Genomic DNA, 22629 nt, shown 5'->3' on the forward strand with positions numbered 1-22629 from the left:
TTAATGTGTAGGGTAACCGGTAAATTGGTTTATAAAAATAAAGCAGGATGGTTTCATTACCATCCTGCTCTGTCTTTTGAATACGTGTATATCTTCGAGAAGATCGTTGTGCCGGGTTTTAGAATAATGTTTACTTTCCCTTAAGTTGCACCATCACTTTTATAGTTTGGAAAATTATACTTAAGTCGTTATTAAAGTTGACGTTTTTTAAATATATAAGATCATAACGAACCCGGTGACGCATCTCCTGAACATTTTCGGCATATCCATAATTTACCTGCCCTATAGAAGTGAGGCCGGGTTTAAGTTTTAATAATTTTTTGTAATTGGGCGATTCTTCTATGAGTTGTTCAATAAAATACTGTCGCTCTGGTCTGGGACCAACGATAGACATGTCGCCCTTTAAAACATTCCAAAACTGGGGTAATTCATCCAGCCTGGATTTGCGTAAAAATACACCCCATTTCGTAATTCGGGGATCTTTATCTTTTGACAGCATCGGCACGGCTTGCTCTGAGTTTACGTACATGCTCCTGAACTTGTACATTCTGAAAGGTTTATGATTTCTGCCAATTCTTTCCTGGCGATAAAAAACCGGACCTTTTGAAGTTAATTTAGTTATTATAGCTAACGCAATAAATACAGGAAGCCCTGGGATCATTACCAAAAGGGAAAACATAATGTCGAAACAACGCTTGAAGAAAATAATCTTCAGGCTGAGCTCAATAGAAGAGGAGAGCTGTATTACAGGAAGATTTTCATAATTAACGATGCTGGCATAGCTGTTGTCAAGTACAAGGTCCGAAACCAGTTTAATTTTAATGGAATGCTGATCGCCCAGGTCAACCAGTTTATTTAATAAAAGCTGATCCATAAATTTGTAGCATATAAATGCTTCATCCGGCCTGGCTTCAAGGATTTTGTCAAATAATATTTCATGGGGCAGGCTTTCAATCATTTCTTCGGGTATGGTGGTAATAAAATTATACCCGTACTCCGGATGCCTTGAAAATGATTTTTTTACCCGGTTAACGATATCCACATTGCCAATTATGATGACATGTTTAATATTATAGCCTTTTTTACGAATATAATCGAGTGTGAAAAAGATTAGAGAGCGCTGAACAACTATGAAGATAAAAAACAAAAGATATGTGCAAAACATCACCATTCTGCTTATCTCATACAGCTTAAAGAAATAAACAATCCCCAGAACCATTACCAGGTGGTACACCATAGAGGACATGAATTTGCTTAAATTGTCACTTAATATCAGGGGCCTCTTTATGATATAGTTTTTAGTTACCGAAGCAATGGTAATCCAGGTTAAGTTAACTAATAATAAAAAATCAGTCGACTGTATTTCTGACGAATAGAATGCAAATATAAATAGGTGGGCACACTGCAGTGCAATATTTAATAAGATTAAATCACAAAAAAATGTGAATGGCTGAAGTAGTTTAGAGTAGCGCATTTGCGATCAGGGTTAAGTTGTGCAAATATAATAATTTTACTAAAACGAATCGTTTTTAAATAAAACCAATGTTTGTTAAACTTAATTACGGGGTATTCATCGAGAACGCTACAATTAAAAACTAATTATTCTTTATTTTATTTTGTGTTTTATTATTAATTTGGACAAGTAGCTCATTTTTAAATATATCTGTTGAAAAAGAAGAAGCGTGCCGGGTGATTTCTTTATAATTAAATAACGATTCGTTAACCTCGAAACGCTCCACGGCCTCTTTAATGGCTTCGGCAGATTGTTCATAGAAGAATATGCCTGTTTTGTTTTCGACAACACTTTCCAACGCGCCCCCTTTACCAAAGGCAATTACAGGAGTGCCACAGGCTTGGGCTTCAACAGGTAAAATGCCAAAGTCTTCTTCAGCTGCAAACACAAACGCCTTACCTTCGGCCAGGTATTTTTTAAGCACATCAAATGGTTGATAGCCAAGTAAGGTAGTATTTGAGGTAGTTAATTTGCTCACCTTTTTAAAATCAGGACCTTCGCCAATAACAAATAATTTTTTATCAGGCATCTGGGCAAAAGCCTGTACAATCAAATCAATTTTTTTATAAGGAACAAACCGTGAACAGGTAACGTAGTAATCCTTTTTTTCATAAACAGGTAAAAAATCTTCTGTTGCCACGTTGGGGTATATAACTGTACTTTCACGGCCATAGATCTTTTTAATTCGCCTGGCTATGTAATTTGAATTAGCGATAAAATGATCGACCCGGTTGGTGCTTATGATATCCCACTGCCGGATGCGGTGCAGTAAATATTTTGCTATGAAACCCTTTAAGCCTTTGTCCAGCCCTGATTCTTTTAAATATTGATGGTGCAAGTCCCAGGCATAGCGTATTGGCGAATGACAATAACAGATATGTATTTGGTTTGAATGGGTTAAAGCTCCTTTAGCTACAGCATGTGAGGATGATATAATCAGATCATAACCTGATAAATCAAACTGCTCAATAGCCAAAGGAAATAAAGGCAGATAGGCCCGGTATTTAGTTTTTGCAAATGGCAGTTTTTGAATAAAAGAAGTGTTTATCTTATGCCCGGAAAGGCCAAGCTTAACAATGGTTTCCTTGCGGGCTACAAGCGTATAAATATCCGCATCGGGATATAATGCGGCAATTTCTTTAAAAACGTTTTCGGAGCCCCCAATTACGGTAAGCCATTCATGTACTAATGCAACTTTCAAGGTGATGTAATTAATTGGTGGTTATTAGGTTTAAGCTGATAGCAGATTTTTTAATTTTTCGGTAAATACTGCCGAATTATATGATTTTTTAGTATTGCTATATTGTTTAAAAGCTAAATTGCTTTTCGATTCATTCAACGAAGTTACTATTTCTGCTATTGCCGTTATTAATGTATCCCGGTCTTCAAACAGAATTGCTCCTGTGTTAACTGATATTTCTTTTAACCCTCCGCGGTTTCTTACGAAAGTAATGCATGAACACATCATTAATTCGGTTGCTACAATGCCAAATGCCTCGTTAAGATCTGAAGGAACCACAGCAAAATGAATATTGTATTCCTTAACCAATTGAGGGATATCATCTGATGCCTTTATAAAATGTACGTTTGCCGGAGCATCGTTTTTTAAAGATCCATAGTAAGCTAATGAATCCTCAACTGGATTTCCTATGATATAGAATTGATAATCATTGTAGATTTTTGCGGCTTCAACAATCAAATCAAAACCCTTACCCGGATAAACCCTACCTATGGAGACGAAATTAAATTGATGCCTACTGCTGCTAAGTCTGTCATTAAATTTAAGCGCCTCATATTTTTCGGTCAGGCCTGGTTCAATCACATGTAGTTTTTTGTTGGCTGCAGTATTGCTTAAGCCTATGTAATTTGAAAACCCGCTTGATAAAAAATGGGAAGTAAATACTAATGCAAAAGTGTTGGACTGATTACACAATAATTTTAAAACAAATTTCCCAACGTTGGAAAAATCAAGATGGACGTGATAGATAAACTTACGTCGGATAAAAAACGAAATAAAATAAAAAAAGATAAAATAACGGGGCCCGTTAACATAAATAATATCTGATTCCCGTACCTTTTTAACTATACCTAAGATGCCCGCATAGTGAAAAAACAACTTTAAAGAATCGAATACGGTTTTCTTTTTATTAGTTAATTTAAGATCGGGGAGATAATGAAAGTTCAAATTATTTACCTGGCTTTCAATGTACCCTCCTTGGGGAATAGCCACCGTACAATCAAAGCCTAAATGGTTAAAAGAATTGATGAGATTGATCAAAACACTTTGCCCTCCTCCAATTTTGTTATATTGATCAACCAATAAAATCTTTTCCTTCATTTTTTTCTATAATTCATTTAACCGTGGACTATTATTTAGCTGCCTGATAGCTTAGGTCAGTTTGCTGGCCATTCCGCTTATGTTACTTTGTTCTACGTTGAAATACTTTATAAAACACAACCCCAGGGCAATAAAAACCCACAAATACAGGGAATAGGTGGGCGCTATGGAAAGCATCGCTAAAAAATTAAAAAGCGTACCGAGTAAAAACATTTGGTTATAACGGCTTTTATTTCTGTTGGTCCAAAACTTTCTTAATGCCCCACCTAAAAAAGCAAGAAATGAAAGACCTCCAATTACTCCCTGATCCGCCAGCACACTTGAAAATGAATTTTGTGGAAATGTACCGGGGCTTAGCATCTCGCCAAACTCTCTGATACCCATTTTAAATTCGTAGATGTACATGTAATAAATACTGTTGCCTACACCAACGCCAGTTACCCAATGATCTTTAAATATTTTTATACCTATTGAAGAGGTATAGCTCCGGTAGCTACCACTATCGGTAGTGGTTTCGGGCACCGAAAAGAAACCCGATAGCTTGGATACAAATATGTATTCAAAAACAGGATAAAGATCAAAGTAAAGCAATGCCAGATACCCTAATATCAACAAGATAGCTATTGTAATAACTATTCCCATTTTAATTTTGAACGATGTTTTAAAAAGAAAAATAGAACTTGCCAGGATAAGCGCAAAACCAAACATTGCCGTTGAAAAAGTGAGCAGTAGCGACAAAATATTGATAGCCATAATCAAATACCAGATGTTTTTTTTAAACAGATGCCGGGTATATCCCCCTATTAAACAAATCCAGGCTTGGTATAAGATATAAAAGCTTGGCTCTTGTGAAAGACCAGAGCTGCGAAAATCATAATACGTTTTATTTTGAATAAAAGACGGCAACAAAATGATAACATCCTTAACGAATAATGCAAACAGGGAACAAAAAGCTATAAGCGTGCCTATCAGTACAATGTCTTTCAGTATTTTTTCAAAATGCTCATAAATATATTTTGAAATAGCGATAGCGTTAAACGCTGTAAAATTGAAAAACATATAAATGAGTTGCAGAAACGGGAACACATAATAGTTAAACTTAAATGATTCCGCATCCGGATAATGATGAAAAAAGCCACTTGGGTATCCTAAAAATATATTGGAGTAAAAATAACTGATTAAAGGCGATACGACAAAAAAGCAACAAGCCGCTATTGATGTGCTATTTGCAAATTTAAATTTGTCAATACATACCATCTCAATAAAAAGTAGCGTCAAAGCTAATAACTCATAAATTTTAAATACCCCACCAACCTTAATAATAGGAAATGACTGAAAGCCTATCAGTAGCAACATCAGTACAACAATGCTATCTTTAAAATTACGTTCCTTTATTAAAGCCGTCATTATTGAACAAATTATAATTTGAAACCTTGGCGCAGCCCATTTACCAATTGGGCTCTTTGGTCGGCATTAAATTGAACATACCTGAGTATCCTTGTCAGTAGTGTATAGGATAATGCACTTGCAAATCGCAAACCGTTAAAGTTTTTCCTGATGAAATAGATCCGGTTCCTGGTACCATAAAAAATGGAAAATAGGGTTCTGTCCCCACCTGTGGACGAACTTTCTTTATGAAAAATATGCAGGGAGGGTAATAATTTAATTTTGTACCCGTATACATAATGCGCTCTGTACATAAAGTCGGTATCATCATAATAAACAAAATATTTTTCGTCCATAAGGCCAACCTTTTCAAATATTTTATTATCCAATAAGGCAAAGCAGGTTGGGCCAAAATCAACATACTTTTCAATATTATATATTGGGGCGTCATCTTCTCCTTCGCCAATACCAATAGTTGTGCCTTTATACAATAAAAATTTTGCTCCTGCCAACTGCACTTTTTTGTTATCAAAGAAAAATATTTTGGGGATAACGATAGCTTCATTATTTTTTATAGAATGGTCTAATATATCCTGCAACAGGTTGGGCTGATAAAATTCAATATCGTTATTAAGTAACAGCGTATGGCTTGTGCCGGCTTCAACAGATAAGGCTATACCCTGATTATTACCTTTTGCTACGCCTACATTCGTGTCGTTTTTTATATAGGTATATGCAGTGACCTTATTATTTCGCGCCAAGTTCTCTATCAACGCAGCAGATTGTTGATTTGGATTGTTATCAATGATGTACAAATGATAATCGGCAAAAGACTGTTTTCCTATGCTTTCAAAAAAGCCAGGCAATACCTTTTCGCTATTAAACAAAACCGTTACTAATCCAATTTTTCCCATAATTTATAAAAAACATTTTATCCTTCATTTTGGCAATAGCGTTTTTTCGCTTGCCTTCAATTCATTGCTGCCTGTTAACACATTGACAAATGCAGTGATTCTGGTTTTGCTAAAGTCTCACGCATCACTATTATATTTTATATATAGCTCAAAACTCATCTAATTTTGATAAGTAAATTTTGTTGAAAGCTATTTAAAATCAATATGTGTAATTGAGGTATTCTTTAACTACAGATTTTTCAGGGTTTCTTTCATTTTTTTATGTAAGCCAAAAACAACTCCACTTTCGTTAATATCTGTTAGTATTAATGAATGCGCCCCAACAGTCACATTGTTCACGATATTAACTGGCCCCAAAACCGAAGAATTGCAGCCGATGTAAAAATTATCTCCTATTTGGGCCGCTTTAATTTCTTTATTTTCAACCACGCCTATAGTTACTCCTTGAAAAATTGTACCGTTTAGACCTATTTTCGTCGTTCTATGAACAATTATCAAAAAAGGATGAGGTAGTCGCAGGGTAGCAATAGCTTTAATGTCAGCAAAACTATCTGGATGTATTTCACAATGATAAATACATTGGTTTATAAGTTTCCGAATAATTTTGAATGGGAATTTGATGATAAATTTTTTTTCGAAATAAAGCACCAACACCACTATTCGGGAATGAAATCCATTACGGCGTAAAATATTTTTAATATCCTTTATCATCTCTTAACAATTAGGCTCAATATCATTGCTTCCGACAATCCTCCCTTAGGCTTTTCTAACTGTTGATAAAATGCGCCTTCGATCATCCAGCTTTTTCGAGTACCGTAAAAGTGGATCTTTTGAATAATCAAAGTGTCATTCATCATTATCCAGTTTTAAAATGTGAATAGTTTGTTAAGTGTTATTTATTGATTGTATGACCAACCTATTTGTAGCATTATTACAGGGATGATCAATTGAACGTGAAACAATAATCCTTAATATCTGCATTGCAGTACTTAAAAAAGGCCACATAACACTTCGTTATTGGTAAACAGTACTCTGTTACTAAACCAAGTTTTGCCATAATTTATTTAAAAAGACCTTTCTCTTTCATTTCGGCAATTGAATCTTCGTATTTACCTGTGTTTACCTGCTGCCCGTTAACCCATTTAACAAACCTGGCAATGCCAGTTTCAAAATCAACGGAAGGAACAAACCCAAGCGTTTTGTTAATCTTAGTTAAATCTGCATAATTATGCCTGATATCGCCAAGCCGATAGTTGCCTGATATATTAAGCGGTACTTCAATGCTGTATTGCTTTATTAATGTTTTAGCAACTGTAAGCACATCGGTTGCCACGCCAGCACCAACATTAAAAACATGTCCATCGGCTTTATCATTTATAATACCTAAATAAGTGGCATTAACAACATCATCAATAAATACAAAATCTCTGCTCTCTTTTCCATCTTCAAAAACATTTATCCCTTTGTTGTTTTTTATAAGTGTAGAAAATATCGAAAGAATGCCTGTATAAGGATTTGATAATGACTGGCCGGGTCCGTATACATTTTGATACCTGAAAGCTACCGGAGCAATGCCGATAGTTGGGCAAACTGTCATGATCATTTGTTCCTGGTTTTGTTTGGTAATACCGTATACCGATGATGGATGGATCTTTGAATTTTCGTCAGTAGCTACAAGCTTTAACGCTTTTGAGTAACCAGGATGTTTTACTTCAAAATCTCCGCCATCCATATAGGCCGATGTACGATGCTCCGGGTAAACATATTGATCCAGGTCTTCGGCATAATATTTACCCTCTCCATAAATAGATCGGGAGGATGCTATAACGACCTTTTTAACCTGGTGCGTGCTGTTGGCCAAAATATCAAGCATCAAGGCAGTACCTTGAATATTAACTTCGGTATATCGTGCAATTTCGTACATAGACTGGCCTGTGCCGGTTTCAGCCGCGTAGTGCACAATAACATTGTGCCCTGTAATAACTTTTTCCCAGTCTGCTCTTGAAGTTACACTTCCCCTTATAAAGTTAACTTTATCTTTAATAGCCAAATATAACGGCGACTCATTCTCCGCATTATCGCCATGGATCTGGGGCGATAGATTATCAAGAACAGTAATCTCAAAACCTTTGCTTAATAACAATAATGCAAGGTTACTTCCAATAAAACCTGCTCCGCCTGTAATTAGTACTTTATTCATTCAATTATTTTTATGATCAATGCGTTCCCTATTTTATCTGACCCATTGTTTTTTTGTGGTATCGTACCGCTTAACTATACGAGCCGGGCTCCCGGCCAAAACACTAAAATCAGGATATGTCCCTTCTCTTACTACACTATTTGCGCCGACAACACAACCGTTTCCAATAAAGACGCCAGGTAATATAACAGAGTTGTTTAATATCAAACAGTTGTCACCAATAACAACTTCTTTTACAATAAGTGGTTGGTTTTTATAAATAATTCCGTTATTTTCAAATGGGTGGATAATATCCGTTATGGTAACGTTTGCAGAAATTGCAGTATCGTTTCCTATTGTAATTTTATTTGCACAGGTTAAATGTAAATTCTGTTCAATATTTATATTGTTATTTAGCTCAATTACAGGATTATAACTTATCCCAGCATGACTAAAAACTCCTTCTAACCTACATCCATTATTTATAGAAATATTATTTCCCAGCGATATGCCCTTAGGCGTAAACGATATCGGTTTAATAACAACATTATTTTTACCGCACTTTTTTAAAAATAGCTTATACCATGTACAGGTTTTCAGTTTGTGATATAATCGCCTTGCCCTTAATATATTTTTATAGAAATCCATATGCTAACCTATTACTATATTACAAATTCGCCACTTGCATTTGTCGGCAGCCATGTGCCTGTAACTATATTATATCTCTTGATTATTTTGGCGGGATTACCTACAGCGACACAAAAATCCGGAATGTTTTTTGTGACCACCGCATTTGCACCAATAACACATCCTTTCCCTATATTAGCACCGATAACGCATACGTTTTCACCTAACCAAGCCCCATCGCCAATGATAACTTCTTGAATTTGTTTTATTTTCTGGTTAACTATTGGCACATTTATGTTTTCGTATGAATGTAAATTATCGCTTATATACACTTTATCCGCAGTTAACACATTTTTACCGATATGTATTTTTGAGGTAGCATAAATGTGATTAAAATGCCCTATACGGCTCCCGTCTTCAATTATCAAATTACAATCTGTTAAGCCTGTATGAGGATAAGCTGCAAGCCATGTTTTATATTCCACAACAACATTATTGCCTATAGAGATATTGGCTGCGCCATTAATTTTTAATGGGGAAATAATTTTTGATTTTGATCCAATCGTTTTAAAAACAACTTTATAGTATGGATATATCAAAGCAAAATAAATAAGGGTTCTAATCTTTTGGAACAAAGCGTTTATCATAAGGTGTGCTTATTAATTGATTGACAAAAACACTATTAATAATTTCACAAATAAATCAACCACAATTGCCTGTTCTGTTACCGAAGAATGTTTTGTCATATACTTTATAATTCTTGGAGTAAATGAGCAAATAATATGGATGAATAGAAGATAAATCAATAATCCATAATAATTTGGCAAACCTGCTTATCAGTCAGAGATGAGTTTTTGTAAATTTAATTTTAAAATAATTAACTGTATTTTAAGAAGTTTCTTTATTCCCATGAGCTTAAAATATAAACCAGGGAACCAACGTATATTCCTAAATATTGATATTTTAACTACATTATGATTTTTGATGCTTTGCTTAATTGAAATATTGCGCCCTGAAACATTGCCAGAATGTACTCTATATTTGGCTACTATATTGTCCCAAAATAAAATGGCGTTTATGGCAGCGGCTCTTGGATAAAAGAACCAATCTTCGGCAGATAAATCTTCAGGATAATATCCAATTTTGTCATAAATGGATCTATTAATAAATGATATAGGTCCAACAGTAGACGGTCGGTTTATCATTTCGGTTAAAATACCCTCATCAGTTTTAAATTTTAACTTATTTCCAGCATTAATAGCCATTGAGCTTGGCCCACTGATATTATTGTTCTCATCAATTATTAAAGCATCCCCGATTAGCACCAATTTGCCACGTTTCTCGTTGCTTTCCATCATCTCAACCCTCTGTTGAATAGTATTACCATATAAAGCATCATCACTTGCTACAAGTAACACATATTTCCCCTTTGATATATCTAATAATTCATTAAGTGTTTTACAAATTCCTCTATTTTCGCGGCTTTTATAAATAATGGATACTTTATTACCATACTCTGCTATCCATTGTCTTATTACTGCATCTGAATTATCAGTTGAGCCATCATTAATAATAACGATTTCTTTATTAAGGTAAGTGTCTTCAATTATGCTGCTTAGGGTATAGGCAACATACTTTTCGTGGTTATAGCATGGTATAAGCACAGAAACAAGGGGCGAATTAAGCATGTTTAAATAACAATTTTCTGAAAAGCATAGTCATAATTATTAAATAAATAAAATAATTAATTGCAAATGCTATAGTGATACCGTTTAGGTTAAACAAATGTATGCAAACATATCCTAACAAAACATAACTTATGCTGAATACGACTTCTGTTATTATGAATGCCTTAGTCATGGCTTTGGCTAACATCAAGTAAGCCAGTATCCACGCTGCCATTTTAAAAAAATCGCCAATTAACTGAAATGCAAATAATTGGGTCATGGCTTCAAATTCTTTGGAGTATAACATATGGGTTATAAAGAAACGCAGCCAGTAAATGAGCAAACAACTTGTAAAAACGACGGGAAGGATAATTTTATACCCGTGGTATATTTCTTTACGCAGATCGTCGTCATTATTCAATGATGATAACTTAGGTAAGTAATAGGTGCTTAAAGAGGTAGTAACCAATAGCAGATAACCATCAGAAATACGCATTATACCCTGCCAATAACCGGCATCGTTCATCCCCAATTTATTAATTACCATATTACGCAGAATAATCTGCGAAACAGGTACAGTTAAAGCCGAAACTATAGCCATTAAACTAAATCCTGATAGTTTGCGCGCTGTTTCTTTGTTAAAAGACTGGTTAAAATAAGATTTCGAAAACCAGCTACTTTTTACAATCATTGTTAAGGTGACAAAGAATACAATGGATTGGGCTAAAACCAAAGCGTAAAGTGCACCGGTAATTTTATAAAAATAAACTAATATAACTGTAAAAACTAAACCAACAATACTACCTATTGTATTGACCAAGGTGTATTTTTTTATTTCCTTTTTTCCGTTTAAAATCGAGATCAATAACGAATTAAGGGCATATAAAATAATAGTAACCCCCAAAACACGTAGCGGATTTATATAGAGTGATGAATGAAATAACCATTGAGAAATATAAGTTGCTATGCAAAGTAACACTAAGCCAAATATGGCCGAGCAAGTTACGCTTATTTTAAACGCTGTACTAAATAGTGTTTTTAATTGCTGTTCATCCCCCTCAAATTCTGCAGTATATTTTATTACACCCGTATTAATTGCGCCATTAGCAAATGTTAAAGCGATGGTTATAAAATTAGAAAATTGTCCAATTAGCGCTATACCAGCCGGACCGGTAAATAAAGCCACAACTTTGCTTGCGACAAAGCCTGAAGCGATGCGAATAAAAGTAATTATAGCCGAAAAAAAAGAAGTCTTTATAAGTTTCAAGTGCTCTGATTAAATGATGTTTTCCTTTAAAACTTCTTTAATATTCATTTATGCTTTCTATAATATAATCAACCTCTTCGGGCTTTAATACGGGGCTTAAAGGCAAACTTAAAACTTCACGATGAATCATTTCGCTTAGTGGATAACTCAAGTGGTTCCACTCTTTATAAGCCTCTTGCTGATGAGGGGGGATAGGATAATGAATAACTGTTTGAATGCCTTTATCTGTAAGGTACTGCTGTAAATGCCCACGCGTATCTGTTCTTACAACAAATAAATGCCAAACATGTGCACTTTGTTCAGCCACTTTTGGTAAAATAATTTTACCATTGTTTATTTCCGCCAGGTAACGATTTGCTATTGCTCTTTTAGTTGCTGTTTCCTGATCAAGTGTTTTTAATTTAACGCTTAATAAAGCAGCCTGTAACTCATCTAAACGGCTGTTAACTCCTTTATATAGGTTTTCATACTTTTTATGTGAGCCATAATTTAGTAAAGCCCGTATAGATCCATTTAATGAGTCATCATTAGTGGTAATAGCACCTGCATCCCCTAAGGCACCTAAGTTTTTACCCGGATAGAAGCTAAAGCCAGTGGCGTCGCCAAAATTACCGGCCCGTTTACCATTACTTGTTGCGCCATGAGCTTGTGCACTATCTTCAATTACTTTTAACTGATGTTTTTGGGCAATAGCATTTATTGACTTCATATCACACAGTTGGCCATATAGATGAACCGGCAAAATAGCTTTTGTTTTTTCTGTTATGTGATATTCAATTAGTGCAGGGTCAATATTATAAGTATCTATATTAGGCTCAACCAACACAGGAACTAAATTATTAGCAGATATGGCCAAAATACTGGCTATGTAGGTATTGGCAGGTACAATAATTTCATCACCGTCCTGAAATATCCCCATCTCTTTATAGGCCCTGATAATTAAAATTAATGCATCCAGCCCGTTGGCCACGCCTATTGCGTGCTTAGCTCCGCAATACGTTGCAAACTCGGTTTCGAAGTTCTTTAATTCATTGCCCATTATATACCAGCCCGAATCCAAAACACGCTCAAACGCTTTCTTTAATTCCTCTTTATGTTGTTTATTAATTGCCAGCAGATCTAAAAACTTAATCATTTTATAACAGGTTTATATCCATCAAAAACATATTGAATATTGCTTTCTTTATCCAATAAATTTATATCTAAAATTTTTGCATTTTGGGTAATGTAGCCTTTGTGAACAGCCGGGTTACCGTACCAAACCGTATAAGGTGGGATAGATTTAGTAACAACACTACCTGCTCCGATAAATGAAAACTCGCCTATCTCGATACCGGCAACAATAGTGGCATTTGCACCAATAGAAGCACCTTTTTTTATAAGTGTTCTTTTAAATTCTTCAGGATAGATTTTTGAGCGAGGTACCAGATCATTAGTAAATGTAGCATTGGGGCCAATAAATACATTATCTTCTATTGTTATCCCGTCCCATATTTGCACGCCAGATTTAATCGTAACATTATTACCAATTATTACATCATTCTCTAAAAAACAATTACAATTAATATTAACATTTGAACCAATTACGGCGTCTTTCAGTATCACACAAAACTGCCATATTGAAGTATTGTTACCTATATTATTGGACTGAACATCAGCCAAGCGATGAATATTAAAGGCCATTTTTTTGATTTAAGTATTCTTGGTAATCCCTTATATAATCTTTTTCATCATATTTATTGGATGCTAAAACCAATAGTACCGCTCCAGACGAAAAATTGACAAGATCGCGCCAGATGCCGGGCGTTATATATAATCCAAAATTAGGCCTGTTAAGCGTAATTGTTTTTTTCATATGGCCATCATCAATCACCACGTCAAAGCTTCCGCTGGCTGCTACAATTAGTTGTTGCAATCCATAATGGGCATGCCCGCCGCGTATTTCGCCCCCAGGAACATCATATAGGTAATAAACCCTTTGAATATCAAACGGTATTTCTGATAAGCCATGAATAGATGTAATATTTCCTGCTCTATTATGAATTTTTTTCAATTCAATTACATTACAATTGTATACCGAAGCTCTCATGATTTATTTTGCTTAAATACCTCGTAATCTCTTATATAGTCATCTTCCTGATAAGCCGTGGACGCGGCTATAAAAGCCAATGAATTAGTCGAAAAATTTTCCATATGCCTCCAAATTCCTTCAGGTACATATAAACCATAGTATGACCTGTTTAATGAGTAGCTTTTTATTTCTTTTCCATTATCTAATATCACATCAAAGCTTCCGGATAAGGCGATGATAAATTCTCTGTTTTCTTTATAGGCATGCCCGCCCCGTTCTTCACCACCCGGCACGTCGTATATCCAATAAACCCGTTCGATTTTAAACGGGATATGGTTGTGTTCCTCCAAAAACGAAAGGTTACCTCTCTCATCCAATATCTGAGGAAGTTTTATTATTTGGGGGGCATTAAAATTATCAACCATCTGTTAATTTATTATTTTAGTGGAAATTTTCCTTACAGTAGCTCCCATGCAGGCCAAAAAAACACCGGCCATAAAACCCAATATTGAGGCTTTGATTTTACCCAGTTTGTTTACCATTAAAGGCAATACCGGTGTATCGATGGCTTGAATAAGCGGCGTTTCCTTTCTGAGTTGAATTTTAGATAATTCAAGATTTTTTACTATTTCAGCATAAACGGCGGTGCTTGTTTGAACATCAATCTGCCTGCGTTGCGAAGGGACCCTTAAAATTGATAATGCCGGGTTTGCATTTGGTGAAGCATCTGCCGCGGAAGCAACACCTACAATAGAGCTGTTAAGTATCGATTTGACACTATCCGCCTGCTTTTGAAGTATAGTTACATTTTGAAGCTGCTTTTTAGTTTTTGTTAACACATAAAAACTGTTTACTGTATTAACTATATTATTGGCAAATTCTTTTGCAAATAACTCATCTTTTGAAAATACGTCAACTTCTATAATACTAAGTTTTTTGTCTGGTTTGTCAACGTTAAGTGCGCTTTTGTTTATAGTTTTAGTTAAATCAATGATAATACTATCCTGCAATCGGTTAAATGAATCGGGATTTCCATTGAAGCTGATATTTTTCAATGTGGACTTATCTTCCCATTTTTTCCTAAGGTTATTAAATTCAATATATCTGTCGATAAGTTTTTGTGGTTTGCCGTTAAATATGGCCGTGCTTAACAAAGTTTTACTAATCATGTTACGTGATTTGTAAAGTTCAAGGATGTTATCGCCATGAAAAATGCCGCCGCCACCACCGCTTACATCAATGCCTGCCAATGACGCCAAACCTGCATATTGGCCAAGTCCACCCTTTTCTTCTTCCTCAAGTACAAAGGTATAAACCGCCCGGTACTCGGGCTTTTTGAATATGCTATATACAAGGCCTGAGATTAAGCCCAGTAACCCGGTCAAAACTATCAGTAATAATTTACTGCGAAGATATTGCGTAAAGCTTTTAATTTTTTTAACAAGATCGGCAAGTGAAATATCGTTCGCTGATTGACTTGAAACTGTACTATTATGTGGGTTAGTTTCCATTAATTAACATAATTAAGCCGAAAAATTTCTGTTGATATTAATTATTTATTCAAACTTAAGATCCCCAAAATAATAGCACCTAATGAAGCCAGCCCTGTAGTAAATCCTAAAATTGTTTGGGCAGTATTGCCTTTACCCTCAGATTTCTTAGGAACATATATTTCGCTACCCGGTTTCACCGAAGGATGGTTATTAAAAAACAGGAATTTACGTGTGCCTTTTACAGTTCCGTTTGGATAAACCACATAGGCACCACGTCTTAACGCATCGGGACCGTAACCACCAGCATTTGAAACAAAATCATTAAATGATTTTGATTTGTCAAATACCACGGCGCTTGGGTAAAGTACCTGGCCGTTAACACGAACAATCTGCTGTTGCTTTGGCACCCTGATAACATCGCCATTTTCCAAAAGCAAATCTGTTTTTGATCCGGGAGACTTTAAAATTTTATCCAACTCAATACCAACATAATTATTTCTTTGTTGTACGGTATCGGTGGTGGTTTTCGTCGAATCTTTGTATGATTGTTTTAATCTGTTGATCCGGGCCGAGCGCTCTGCATTTACTGATGCAGTATCTGCTTTGTTTTTATCTATACCCAGTATTGCAAAATTATCGCGTTTTAACGAACCGCCAGCTGCATCGGCCGAGGCGGTAAGCCCACCAGCCCTGGCAATCAGGTCGGATATTTTTTCGTTTTTACTTTTGATGGTGTAGGAGCCAGGGTATAAAACTTCGCCCTCAACCTTTACTGTTTTTTGCTTTTCATATCCGGGCAGGCTATATACCGAAACAATATCAAAGGGGGTAAGCACAAAGTTAGCGTCTGCCGGTTTTAGTTTACCGTCAATATTAACGCTAAAAACCTGCGATACTGAACTGTTTTTAGATGAAGGATCGGCATCGGTTATCCTCCGAGCTACTTCAATACGGTTTGTACTTGCGCCTTCAGCAAAACCGCCGGCTTTTAAAATCAGGTCTTCTACTTTCATGTTTTCTGAAAAAGCAAACTTCCCTGGCTTCCTTACATTACCATTAATAGTAACGGTGTATTTATCCCTTAAATCAAATATGGATGAGATGTTAACAATATCTTCACGCTGCAAGGGGATATTTACAGATTTATTGATAACGTCCTTAACATTAAATCCTATTATTTCGGTACTGTTATCCGGCTTTAGGCGGGTAATTGTACCGCGTTCGGTAAAAGCGTCTTCTTTTAATCCCGCGGCTTTGTCAATTAATTGCAGCAGTGTTAACCCGCTTTGCAGTTCATAATCGCCAGGCCGGAAAACTGCTCCTTTTATTACTACCCTGTTTTCAAACCTGTATATAATAGGTTCAATAGTATACTTATCGCCCCTTAACGGAATGTAGTTTTTATAATCGGCTTCCAACACATCCGTTATTTTGCGCTGCTGATCACTTACCTGCGATACTTTGATCCTGGCAGTATATGCGCTATCAGTAAAACCACCGGCATAAGTTATAATGTTATCCAGGCTTTCTCCCGGCAAAACTTCAAACAAGGCAGGTATTTTAATCTCACCAACAAGCTGCACCCTGGTCCGGTACGTTGGTACGCGTACAATGTCCTGATCCTGTAGGGTAATGTTGTTTTTCTGGTCGCCTTTTAACAAAAAATCATAAACATCCAGGTGCCTGATAATGCGGTTATTCCTGATCACCTCTATCTGCCTTAAGCTGCCATTATCGTTGGGGCCGCCTGCCATATATAATGCATTAAAAACGGTAGCGAGCGAGGGTAGGGTATAAGTGCCTGGTTTAGCTACCTGCCCTATGATAATTACCTGGATACTCCGGATATTACCGAGGGTAACCTGTACGCTTGTACCGCGGCCAACCGCATAGTTGTTAGCTGCAAGCCTGCTTTTTATCAAGGCCGTAGCTTGTTCAATAGTTTTACTGCCAACATTTAAAATCCCAACCCCCGGAATGTTTATATTTCCTTCGGGCGATACTTCCAGTTTCCAGTTCACCAACGAGCTGCCGTAGACATTTATGTTAAGCTGGTCATTAGGCCCAACAATATAATTTAAAGGGGTAGCCAGTTTAAGGTTGGGTTCAAATGAACTGCTTTTATTTTTAAAAATATCGGCGCCAAAAATTTTGGGCTTTAAGCTTTCAAATAAATCTTTATTGGTGTAAAGAGTATCAGTAGTATCTGGTTTATAATTAAGTTGCCTTCCTTGCTGTGTAAGTGTCGAATCGGGTTTGGTATTGGATGATTCGTTGCTTTTGGTCCTTAATTTTTTTATACGAAGTTCTAACTTTTGAACCTGCGCGGCTGACATTCCCCGGCTTTGAGCTTGCTGTAGTAACTCAGCGTCGGTTAATCCTGATTTTTGAGCTTGCTGTAACAGCTGAATCAGTTGCTGATCTGAAATATCGTCGACATTAATTGAGGAAATGTTTTGTAAGTTGGTTTGGGCGGTAATATTAGTAACTGCTCCGAAACTGAGTACAGCAATTAAAAATATAAGAAAGCGAAGTCTGTTCATATGTGAAAGTCATCAGAGTATAAAATAACACTCCAATAAATGATAATATTTTCTGCAAAAGTAAACCAATTTCCCATTTCAGGGGGTAAAGTGATTTTTTTAATTTGTAGTATAACTGGTGTGTTGATCGATAAACTAAAAATATGGGCTAAAATTGTCCATTAATTAAAAAAATAAGTAAAGTTAATCCTGGCATGTAAATTAAAGCTCGAACCATTTCTATATTCATAGTTCAATGTGTAAACAGGCGTAGCTTCGGCCGAGAGCAGGTAGTTTTTAAATTTATGATTAGCATAAAATGTACCTGCAAGTTCTACCCAGTGAAGATTGCTTACTCTGGCTTCAGTAAAAGCCTGGTAATACAGATCGTTGTTATGTAACTGTCTTTCCAGCATAAGGCCATATGAGTTGTAATTTTTGAGGTAACTTATATCAAAAATAAAACTGTTTCCACCCGGCCCGATTCCAGCACCTATGTATCTGCCATAATTGGTATAACCGTCTCTCGGGCTTTGCGAATGGATATACCATGAAGGTTCGTCGCGCAGCAAATAGGTTGGCGCTCTTTGCAACTGTGTTATTTCCGATTTAATTTGTATAAAGCCGCCCCGGCTAAGTTCAAACAGTTTGCGTCCGCCAAAGGTATATGCTGATGAATGCTCGGGTTCCTGTAAAAAGTCAGAAATACTTCCGGTGCGGTCGTTACGAGCCCATTCAAAGTAAATTTCAGCTTTGTATAAAGGTAGCAGCTGCCTGATGTTGAGTGCGTAAGCAAAATCCTGTTGGTCGCCGTTTTGTCCGTTGTTGATGTCATTCGCCTTAAGTGAAGAGCCGGTAATAACCGGAATTACTTTACGGATAATGTTTTTATTATGATAAAGAGAGTCTTTGTCAAGATAGTCATAAGCAGAAAGGCCAAGGTATAAGCCCTTTAGCCATTTAGGCTGCCAGTTGACACTATAGGCCGAAATATACCTTGTAACTTTAGGTTTGGGGCTATATAAATTGCTGCCGTATATAAGTTTGCTTACATCGTCTGGTGCAAAGCCCGATTGTTTTAGGTTGCCTCCTATGATCTGCCACTCAAATGAGCCAACCAGTGTTTTAACGGGTTTGGTTGAATTAAAGGTCCAATGGAAAAAGCCAGGGGCCGAATTGCTCATCATGATTGAATTTCTTATTCCTGGTCCCCACCACAAGTTTTCTGTAGATACGCCGGCTTCAATGCTTTTATACGTCAAAGTGATTTTTGATTGCCCGGGATAAAGATGTTTTAAAGAAGATGTACCAAATCGTTCGGGTGCATCAATACCATTGATTTGGCCAAAATAAGCACCCATGAGTGCCGGCGAATTGTTTCGGGCCTGTATATCTGCAAAAGTTGAAAAGTTTTTATTTTGCGCGTAAACCAGCTCAGGTTTTATCTGTACGTTGAGAATTCCGGCTTTTAACCAAAAGCCGCCACTAAGCATGCTTTGATAGCCTGCATTTGGATATAATGAGGAATTATTGTAGCCATAGGGACGGTTCACGTTGTATTCATTTAACCAGTTAAACGGAAGGATGCGTAAACCCGATGGCATGCCCATGAAATTGAATTTTATATACTCATGGCTCGAAATTAATGGCTGAAGCGCAGGATCAGCAATAGTTGAAGCTAATGGCCTGATAACAAGTGATGATGTACTGTTTGTATTTCCTGCTACCTGATCCCTGCGTAATAGCTCCTCAGCATAGCTTCCAACTGGCATGGTTTGACTATAGCCTTTTAACGCAGCAGTGAAGGATAGTAAAATTACAATATATAAGGATCGGATAGTTATACGGATGCTCATCAAAAAGAAAGGTTTAGGAAACTAATAAATTAACCAAATGGTAATATTAAAATATCTTTCTGTTAATATTGACCGGTGCATCGTATCCAGATGCGAATCTTTAATCAATAGCTCGGGTTTTCTGATATTTCGATGGCAATTATCGGCTTTTTTTTGAAATTTCAAAACCTTTTTTTAAGTTTAATAAAAAAAATACAATTTGATTACCAATACGGTTAATTATGCCAAAACATTACAATGACCTTTAAATAAAAAACTCCGGACAATCTTAGCCGCTTTTTCCAAAACAGATTTTAACTATTATTGATTGTTTACTTTTCCGTTGCTTTTGAGTTTAGAATAAAGCAAGGCCTTTATACTTAAGTTTTTGAAATATTTAAAGGCTCTTTTCTGAATACAAAAAACGGATGAACTCTCTTAACATTCCTGCAAAAACAATCACCCATGCAGTAATTGAAAAATAAATAAAGATATTGGAAATGGGCAGGATAAACGGGAGATCAAGCGCCTTGGAAAAATTAAAGGTAGCGACGGCGTACATACCGGCCGGAAAAACGAGCGACCAATATTGGGGATCATATTTCACAGGAACCTTTTGTATGATATGCCGCCATATAGGTAGTAAAAACAGGATCGGGATCCACCAGGTGGCAAACGCCCAGAAAAAAACCGTGAGCCCGGGTAAAAAATAGCTAATGCCGCTTATCCATTCATGATTGTGTGAGTACATCAATAAACGAGAACCCGCCAGCGTGGTGATGGCTACGGCACCCATATTTATCCAATATGGAGGGGTTAGCAATTCCGCTTTCATGCTTATAAAAAGCCAGCGGTATATAATTAACGATATAAATACCATATAGTGCATTGCACCAATGAGGAAAGCGCAAAACGATATAAAAATAATAACATCCTTATGAACCATTTCACCGGCAATAATAGCCCCCAGCACAGCTACAGATTCGGTGGCTACGACAATGAGCAGCCAGGCACCGCTTAAACTCGCTTCCACTCCTTGTTTAGGTTCTTTGGCGGTGATCACAATAAAAAAGGTGTAAGTAATCATCACCCAGAGTACGATGCCAAATTCCCATAAAAAAATGGCTACATCTTTATAGGAGGTCATTAAGCCAAACTGGTTCCCTAAAACATTATTCGCGGCAACAATGGTTAAAAAAGTAACTCCACGCGAGGAACTGCTTATATCTTTCCATACATCTGTAGGGTATTTAATTGCCCGGAATATGAGCACAGCCCAAAGCACAATATAAAAAATAACGTTAGCACATAACAAGATGTTGGCAACCTGTTTCATATTATACAAAAAGGCACCAACCGAAACTATCCCGGTTGCCATTACCAAAGCAAAGTAACCCGGAAAAAAAGTTTGGAGTGAGTGGCCCGTAATCGGTTCGCCTGGTTTAGGTGGTAGTGCTGTATGCTGAGCTTCCATATTTTCGTAATAAGTTTATGATAACAGGAGATAAAGAGGCATTAATAAAAGGTAATTATTGGAGAATATAGTCTAATGTAATTAAAACCGATACAAGAAACTGTTTTTTTTGTATTTTTAAATGTTTTATAATAGCCACGGCATATTATAATAACAAACAGAAACCTGGAAAACCCGCATCAGAAATAGCTGTATATTTTTGGTGAAAATCTAATCCGGCTTAGTGAAACCGGCAATTATCATACTTCGTAATACAATTAGCAGATGGATATGTCTCTTAATAAAAAGGCCCTATTTATAGCTACAGGAGTTTCCTTATTGTTAATCTCGTTCGTTTTTTATGGCTCACGTAAGCTTCAAAATTTCGACCCCGCATTAATTATTTATTTATTCGGAACTGTGTTCGCTTTTTTCGGAATAGTTTACCGATATACCGTATGGTTGCAACGGCCACCTACCTGGATGTATTTTAAGCGCACCTTTCAGTTTTTTTTTACCGGGAAGATATTTTTACATGTTATTTCATTTGCAAAAGAGTTTATACAAAATATTGGCTTCCAAAAGTTTATTTATCCCCGCGGACGGAGCCGGTGGATAGGCCATTTTTTAATGGCAACAGGTTGCACAATGGCTTTCTGCGTTACTTTTCCGTTAACCTTTGGCTGGATAAATTTTACCATGAACCCCGCCACGAGTATAAACCCCTCAAGTGTGCACATGTATGAAGCCCATTTCTTCGGATTCAAAATGTTTGAATTTGCACTTGGTTCATTTGTGGCTTTTGTGATTTTTAAGGCCCTTTACTGGTGCTCGTGGTTAGTTATTGCCGGCGTATTGATATTTATGCGTCGTCGCCTCACTAATGCCGGTTTAGTTGCCACGCAAACTTTTGAGGGTGATTTGCTGCCGTTAATACTGCTTTTAGCTATCGCTGTTACCGGCCTGGGCTTGAGCTATGGTTATGAATATATGAAAGGCATTGCATATGATTATATGGCCGTAACCCATGCTATAACAGTTATTATGTTTCTTATCTGGATTCCGTTTGGTAAGTTTTTTCATATTATACAACGGCCGGCCCAAATAGGCGCTCATATTTACAAAAAGGAAGGCATAAAAAGGGGTATGGCGGTATGCCCTCATACCCACAAGGAATTTGCTACCCAGTTGCATATAAACGACTTGAAAATTATAACCAAAGAATTAGGCTTTGACTTTACACTTGAGGATGGTACATCGCACCTTGATCTGAGCCCCGAGGGGAAGCGCTCAAGGTTGGCAATGGCTCATCTTAAGGCCAGGCAGCAAAATGGAGGTAACCTTTTCGGTTAATTGACGCAGTA

General features: G+C 36.5%; 20 protein-coding genes. 1 reads left to right on the forward strand and 19 read right to left on the reverse strand.

What is annotated here, in order from left to right; genetic code table 11:
- Positions 1-130 precede the first annotated feature (130 nt).
- The 19 genes from ACEN82_RS08845 to ACEN82_RS08935 all read right to left on the reverse strand — a co-directional run bounded on the left by ACEN82_RS08845 (position 131) and on the right by ACEN82_RS08935 (position 21286).
- Positions 131-1474, reverse strand: a complete 1344-nt coding sequence (locus tag ACEN82_RS08845) for a sugar transferase (protein WP_413318923.1) — start codon at positions 1472-1474, stop codon at positions 131-133.
- Positions 1475-1595: 121 nt separating this feature from the next.
- Positions 1596-2714: a glycosyltransferase family 4 protein gene (locus tag ACEN82_RS08850; RefSeq protein ID WP_413318921.1), complete on the reverse strand. Its 1119-nt coding sequence runs from the start codon at positions 2712-2714 to the stop codon at positions 1596-1598.
- A gap of 30 nt (positions 2715-2744) precedes the next feature.
- Positions 2745-3851: a glycosyltransferase family 4 protein gene (locus ACEN82_RS08855; RefSeq protein ID WP_413318919.1), complete on the reverse strand. Its 1107-nt coding sequence runs from the start codon at positions 3849-3851 to the stop codon at positions 2745-2747.
- A gap of 51 nt (positions 3852-3902) precedes the next feature.
- Positions 3903-5258 (reverse strand): O-antigen ligase family protein, encoded by a 1356-nt coding sequence (locus ACEN82_RS08860; RefSeq protein ID WP_495644097.1) that lies wholly within the window; start codon positions 5256-5258, stop codon positions 3903-3905.
- 11 nt (positions 5259-5269) lie between these two features.
- Positions 5270-6151, reverse strand: a complete 882-nt coding sequence (locus ACEN82_RS08865; protein ID WP_413323167.1) for a glycosyltransferase family 2 protein — start codon at positions 6149-6151, stop codon at positions 5270-5272.
- Positions 6152-6379: 228 nt separating this feature from the next.
- Positions 6380-6862, reverse strand: coding sequence for an LbetaH domain-containing protein (locus tag ACEN82_RS08870; protein ID WP_413323168.1), 483 nt, complete (start codon positions 6860-6862; stop codon positions 6380-6382).
- 349 nt (positions 6863-7211) lie between these two features.
- On the reverse strand, positions 7212-8351 hold the full coding sequence (locus ACEN82_RS08875; protein WP_413323169.1) for an NAD-dependent epimerase/dehydratase family protein: 1140 nt from the start codon (positions 8349-8351) through the stop codon (positions 7212-7214).
- A 33-nt stretch (positions 8352-8384) separates the two neighbouring features.
- Positions 8385-8978, reverse strand: coding sequence for an acyltransferase (locus ACEN82_RS08880; RefSeq protein WP_413323170.1), 594 nt, complete (start codon positions 8976-8978; stop codon positions 8385-8387).
- A gap of 14 nt (positions 8979-8992) precedes the next feature.
- Entirely contained in the window at positions 8993-9604 is a 612-nt protein-coding gene (locus ACEN82_RS08885) for an acyltransferase (protein ID WP_413323171.1), read from the reverse strand.
- Positions 9605-9793: 189 nt separating this feature from the next.
- Positions 9794-10645: a glycosyltransferase family 2 protein gene (locus ACEN82_RS08890; protein WP_495644098.1), complete on the reverse strand. Its 852-nt coding sequence runs from the start codon at positions 10643-10645 to the stop codon at positions 9794-9796.
- Positions 10638-11891, reverse strand: a complete 1254-nt coding sequence (locus ACEN82_RS08895) for an O-antigen translocase (protein ID WP_413323076.1) — start codon at positions 11889-11891, stop codon at positions 10638-10640. Before ACEN82_RS08895 ends, ACEN82_RS08890 begins: the two co-directional genes overlap by 8 nt.
- Before the next feature lie 37 nt (positions 11892-11928).
- Positions 11929-13026 carry a DegT/DnrJ/EryC1/StrS family aminotransferase gene (locus ACEN82_RS08900; RefSeq protein WP_413323077.1) on the reverse strand — a complete coding sequence of 366 codons (1098 nt, stop codon included), beginning with the start codon at positions 13024-13026 and terminating at the stop codon, positions 11929-11931.
- Positions 13023-13574: an acyltransferase gene (locus ACEN82_RS08905; RefSeq protein WP_413323078.1), complete on the reverse strand. Its 552-nt coding sequence runs from the start codon at positions 13572-13574 to the stop codon at positions 13023-13025. The genes ACEN82_RS08900 and ACEN82_RS08905 overlap by 4 nt, the downstream gene beginning before the upstream one ends.
- Positions 13564-13980 carry a sugar 3,4-ketoisomerase gene (locus ACEN82_RS08910; protein ID WP_188832498.1) on the reverse strand — a complete coding sequence of 139 codons (417 nt, stop codon included), beginning with the start codon at positions 13978-13980 and terminating at the stop codon, positions 13564-13566. Before ACEN82_RS08910 ends, ACEN82_RS08905 begins: the two co-directional genes overlap by 11 nt.
- Positions 13977-14387, reverse strand: coding sequence for a sugar 3,4-ketoisomerase (locus ACEN82_RS08915; protein WP_188832497.1), 411 nt, complete (start codon positions 14385-14387; stop codon positions 13977-13979). Before ACEN82_RS08915 ends, ACEN82_RS08910 begins: the two co-directional genes overlap by 4 nt.
- A 3-nt stretch (positions 14388-14390) precedes the next feature.
- Positions 14391-15473 carry a lipopolysaccharide biosynthesis protein gene (locus ACEN82_RS08920; protein WP_413323079.1) on the reverse strand — a complete coding sequence of 361 codons (1083 nt, stop codon included), beginning with the start codon at positions 15471-15473 and terminating at the stop codon, positions 14391-14393.
- A gap of 41 nt (positions 15474-15514) precedes the next feature.
- Entirely contained in the window at positions 15515-17998 is a 2484-nt protein-coding gene (locus ACEN82_RS08925) for an SLBB domain-containing protein (RefSeq protein WP_413323080.1), read from the reverse strand.
- Positions 17999-18159: 161 nt separating this feature from the next.
- Complete coding sequence (locus ACEN82_RS08930) at positions 18160-19833, reverse strand: capsule assembly Wzi family protein (protein WP_413323081.1); 1674 nt, start codon at positions 19831-19833, stop codon at positions 18160-18162.
- Between the two features lie 376 nt (positions 19834-20209).
- Positions 20210-21286 carry a tellurite resistance/C4-dicarboxylate transporter family protein gene (locus ACEN82_RS08935; protein WP_354483596.1) on the reverse strand — a complete coding sequence of 359 codons (1077 nt, stop codon included), beginning with the start codon at positions 21284-21286 and terminating at the stop codon, positions 20210-20212.
- Positions 21287-21556: 270 nt separating this feature from the next.
- Here ACEN82_RS08935 and ACEN82_RS08940 point away from each other — a divergent pair, with 270 nt between their 5' ends.
- Complete coding sequence (locus ACEN82_RS08940) at positions 21557-22618, forward strand: MFS transporter (RefSeq protein WP_413318744.1); 1062 nt, start codon at positions 21557-21559, stop codon at positions 22616-22618.
- Positions 22619-22629: the final 11 nt, after the last annotated feature.

This window comes from Mucilaginibacter sp. Mucisp73, assembly GCF_059491465.1.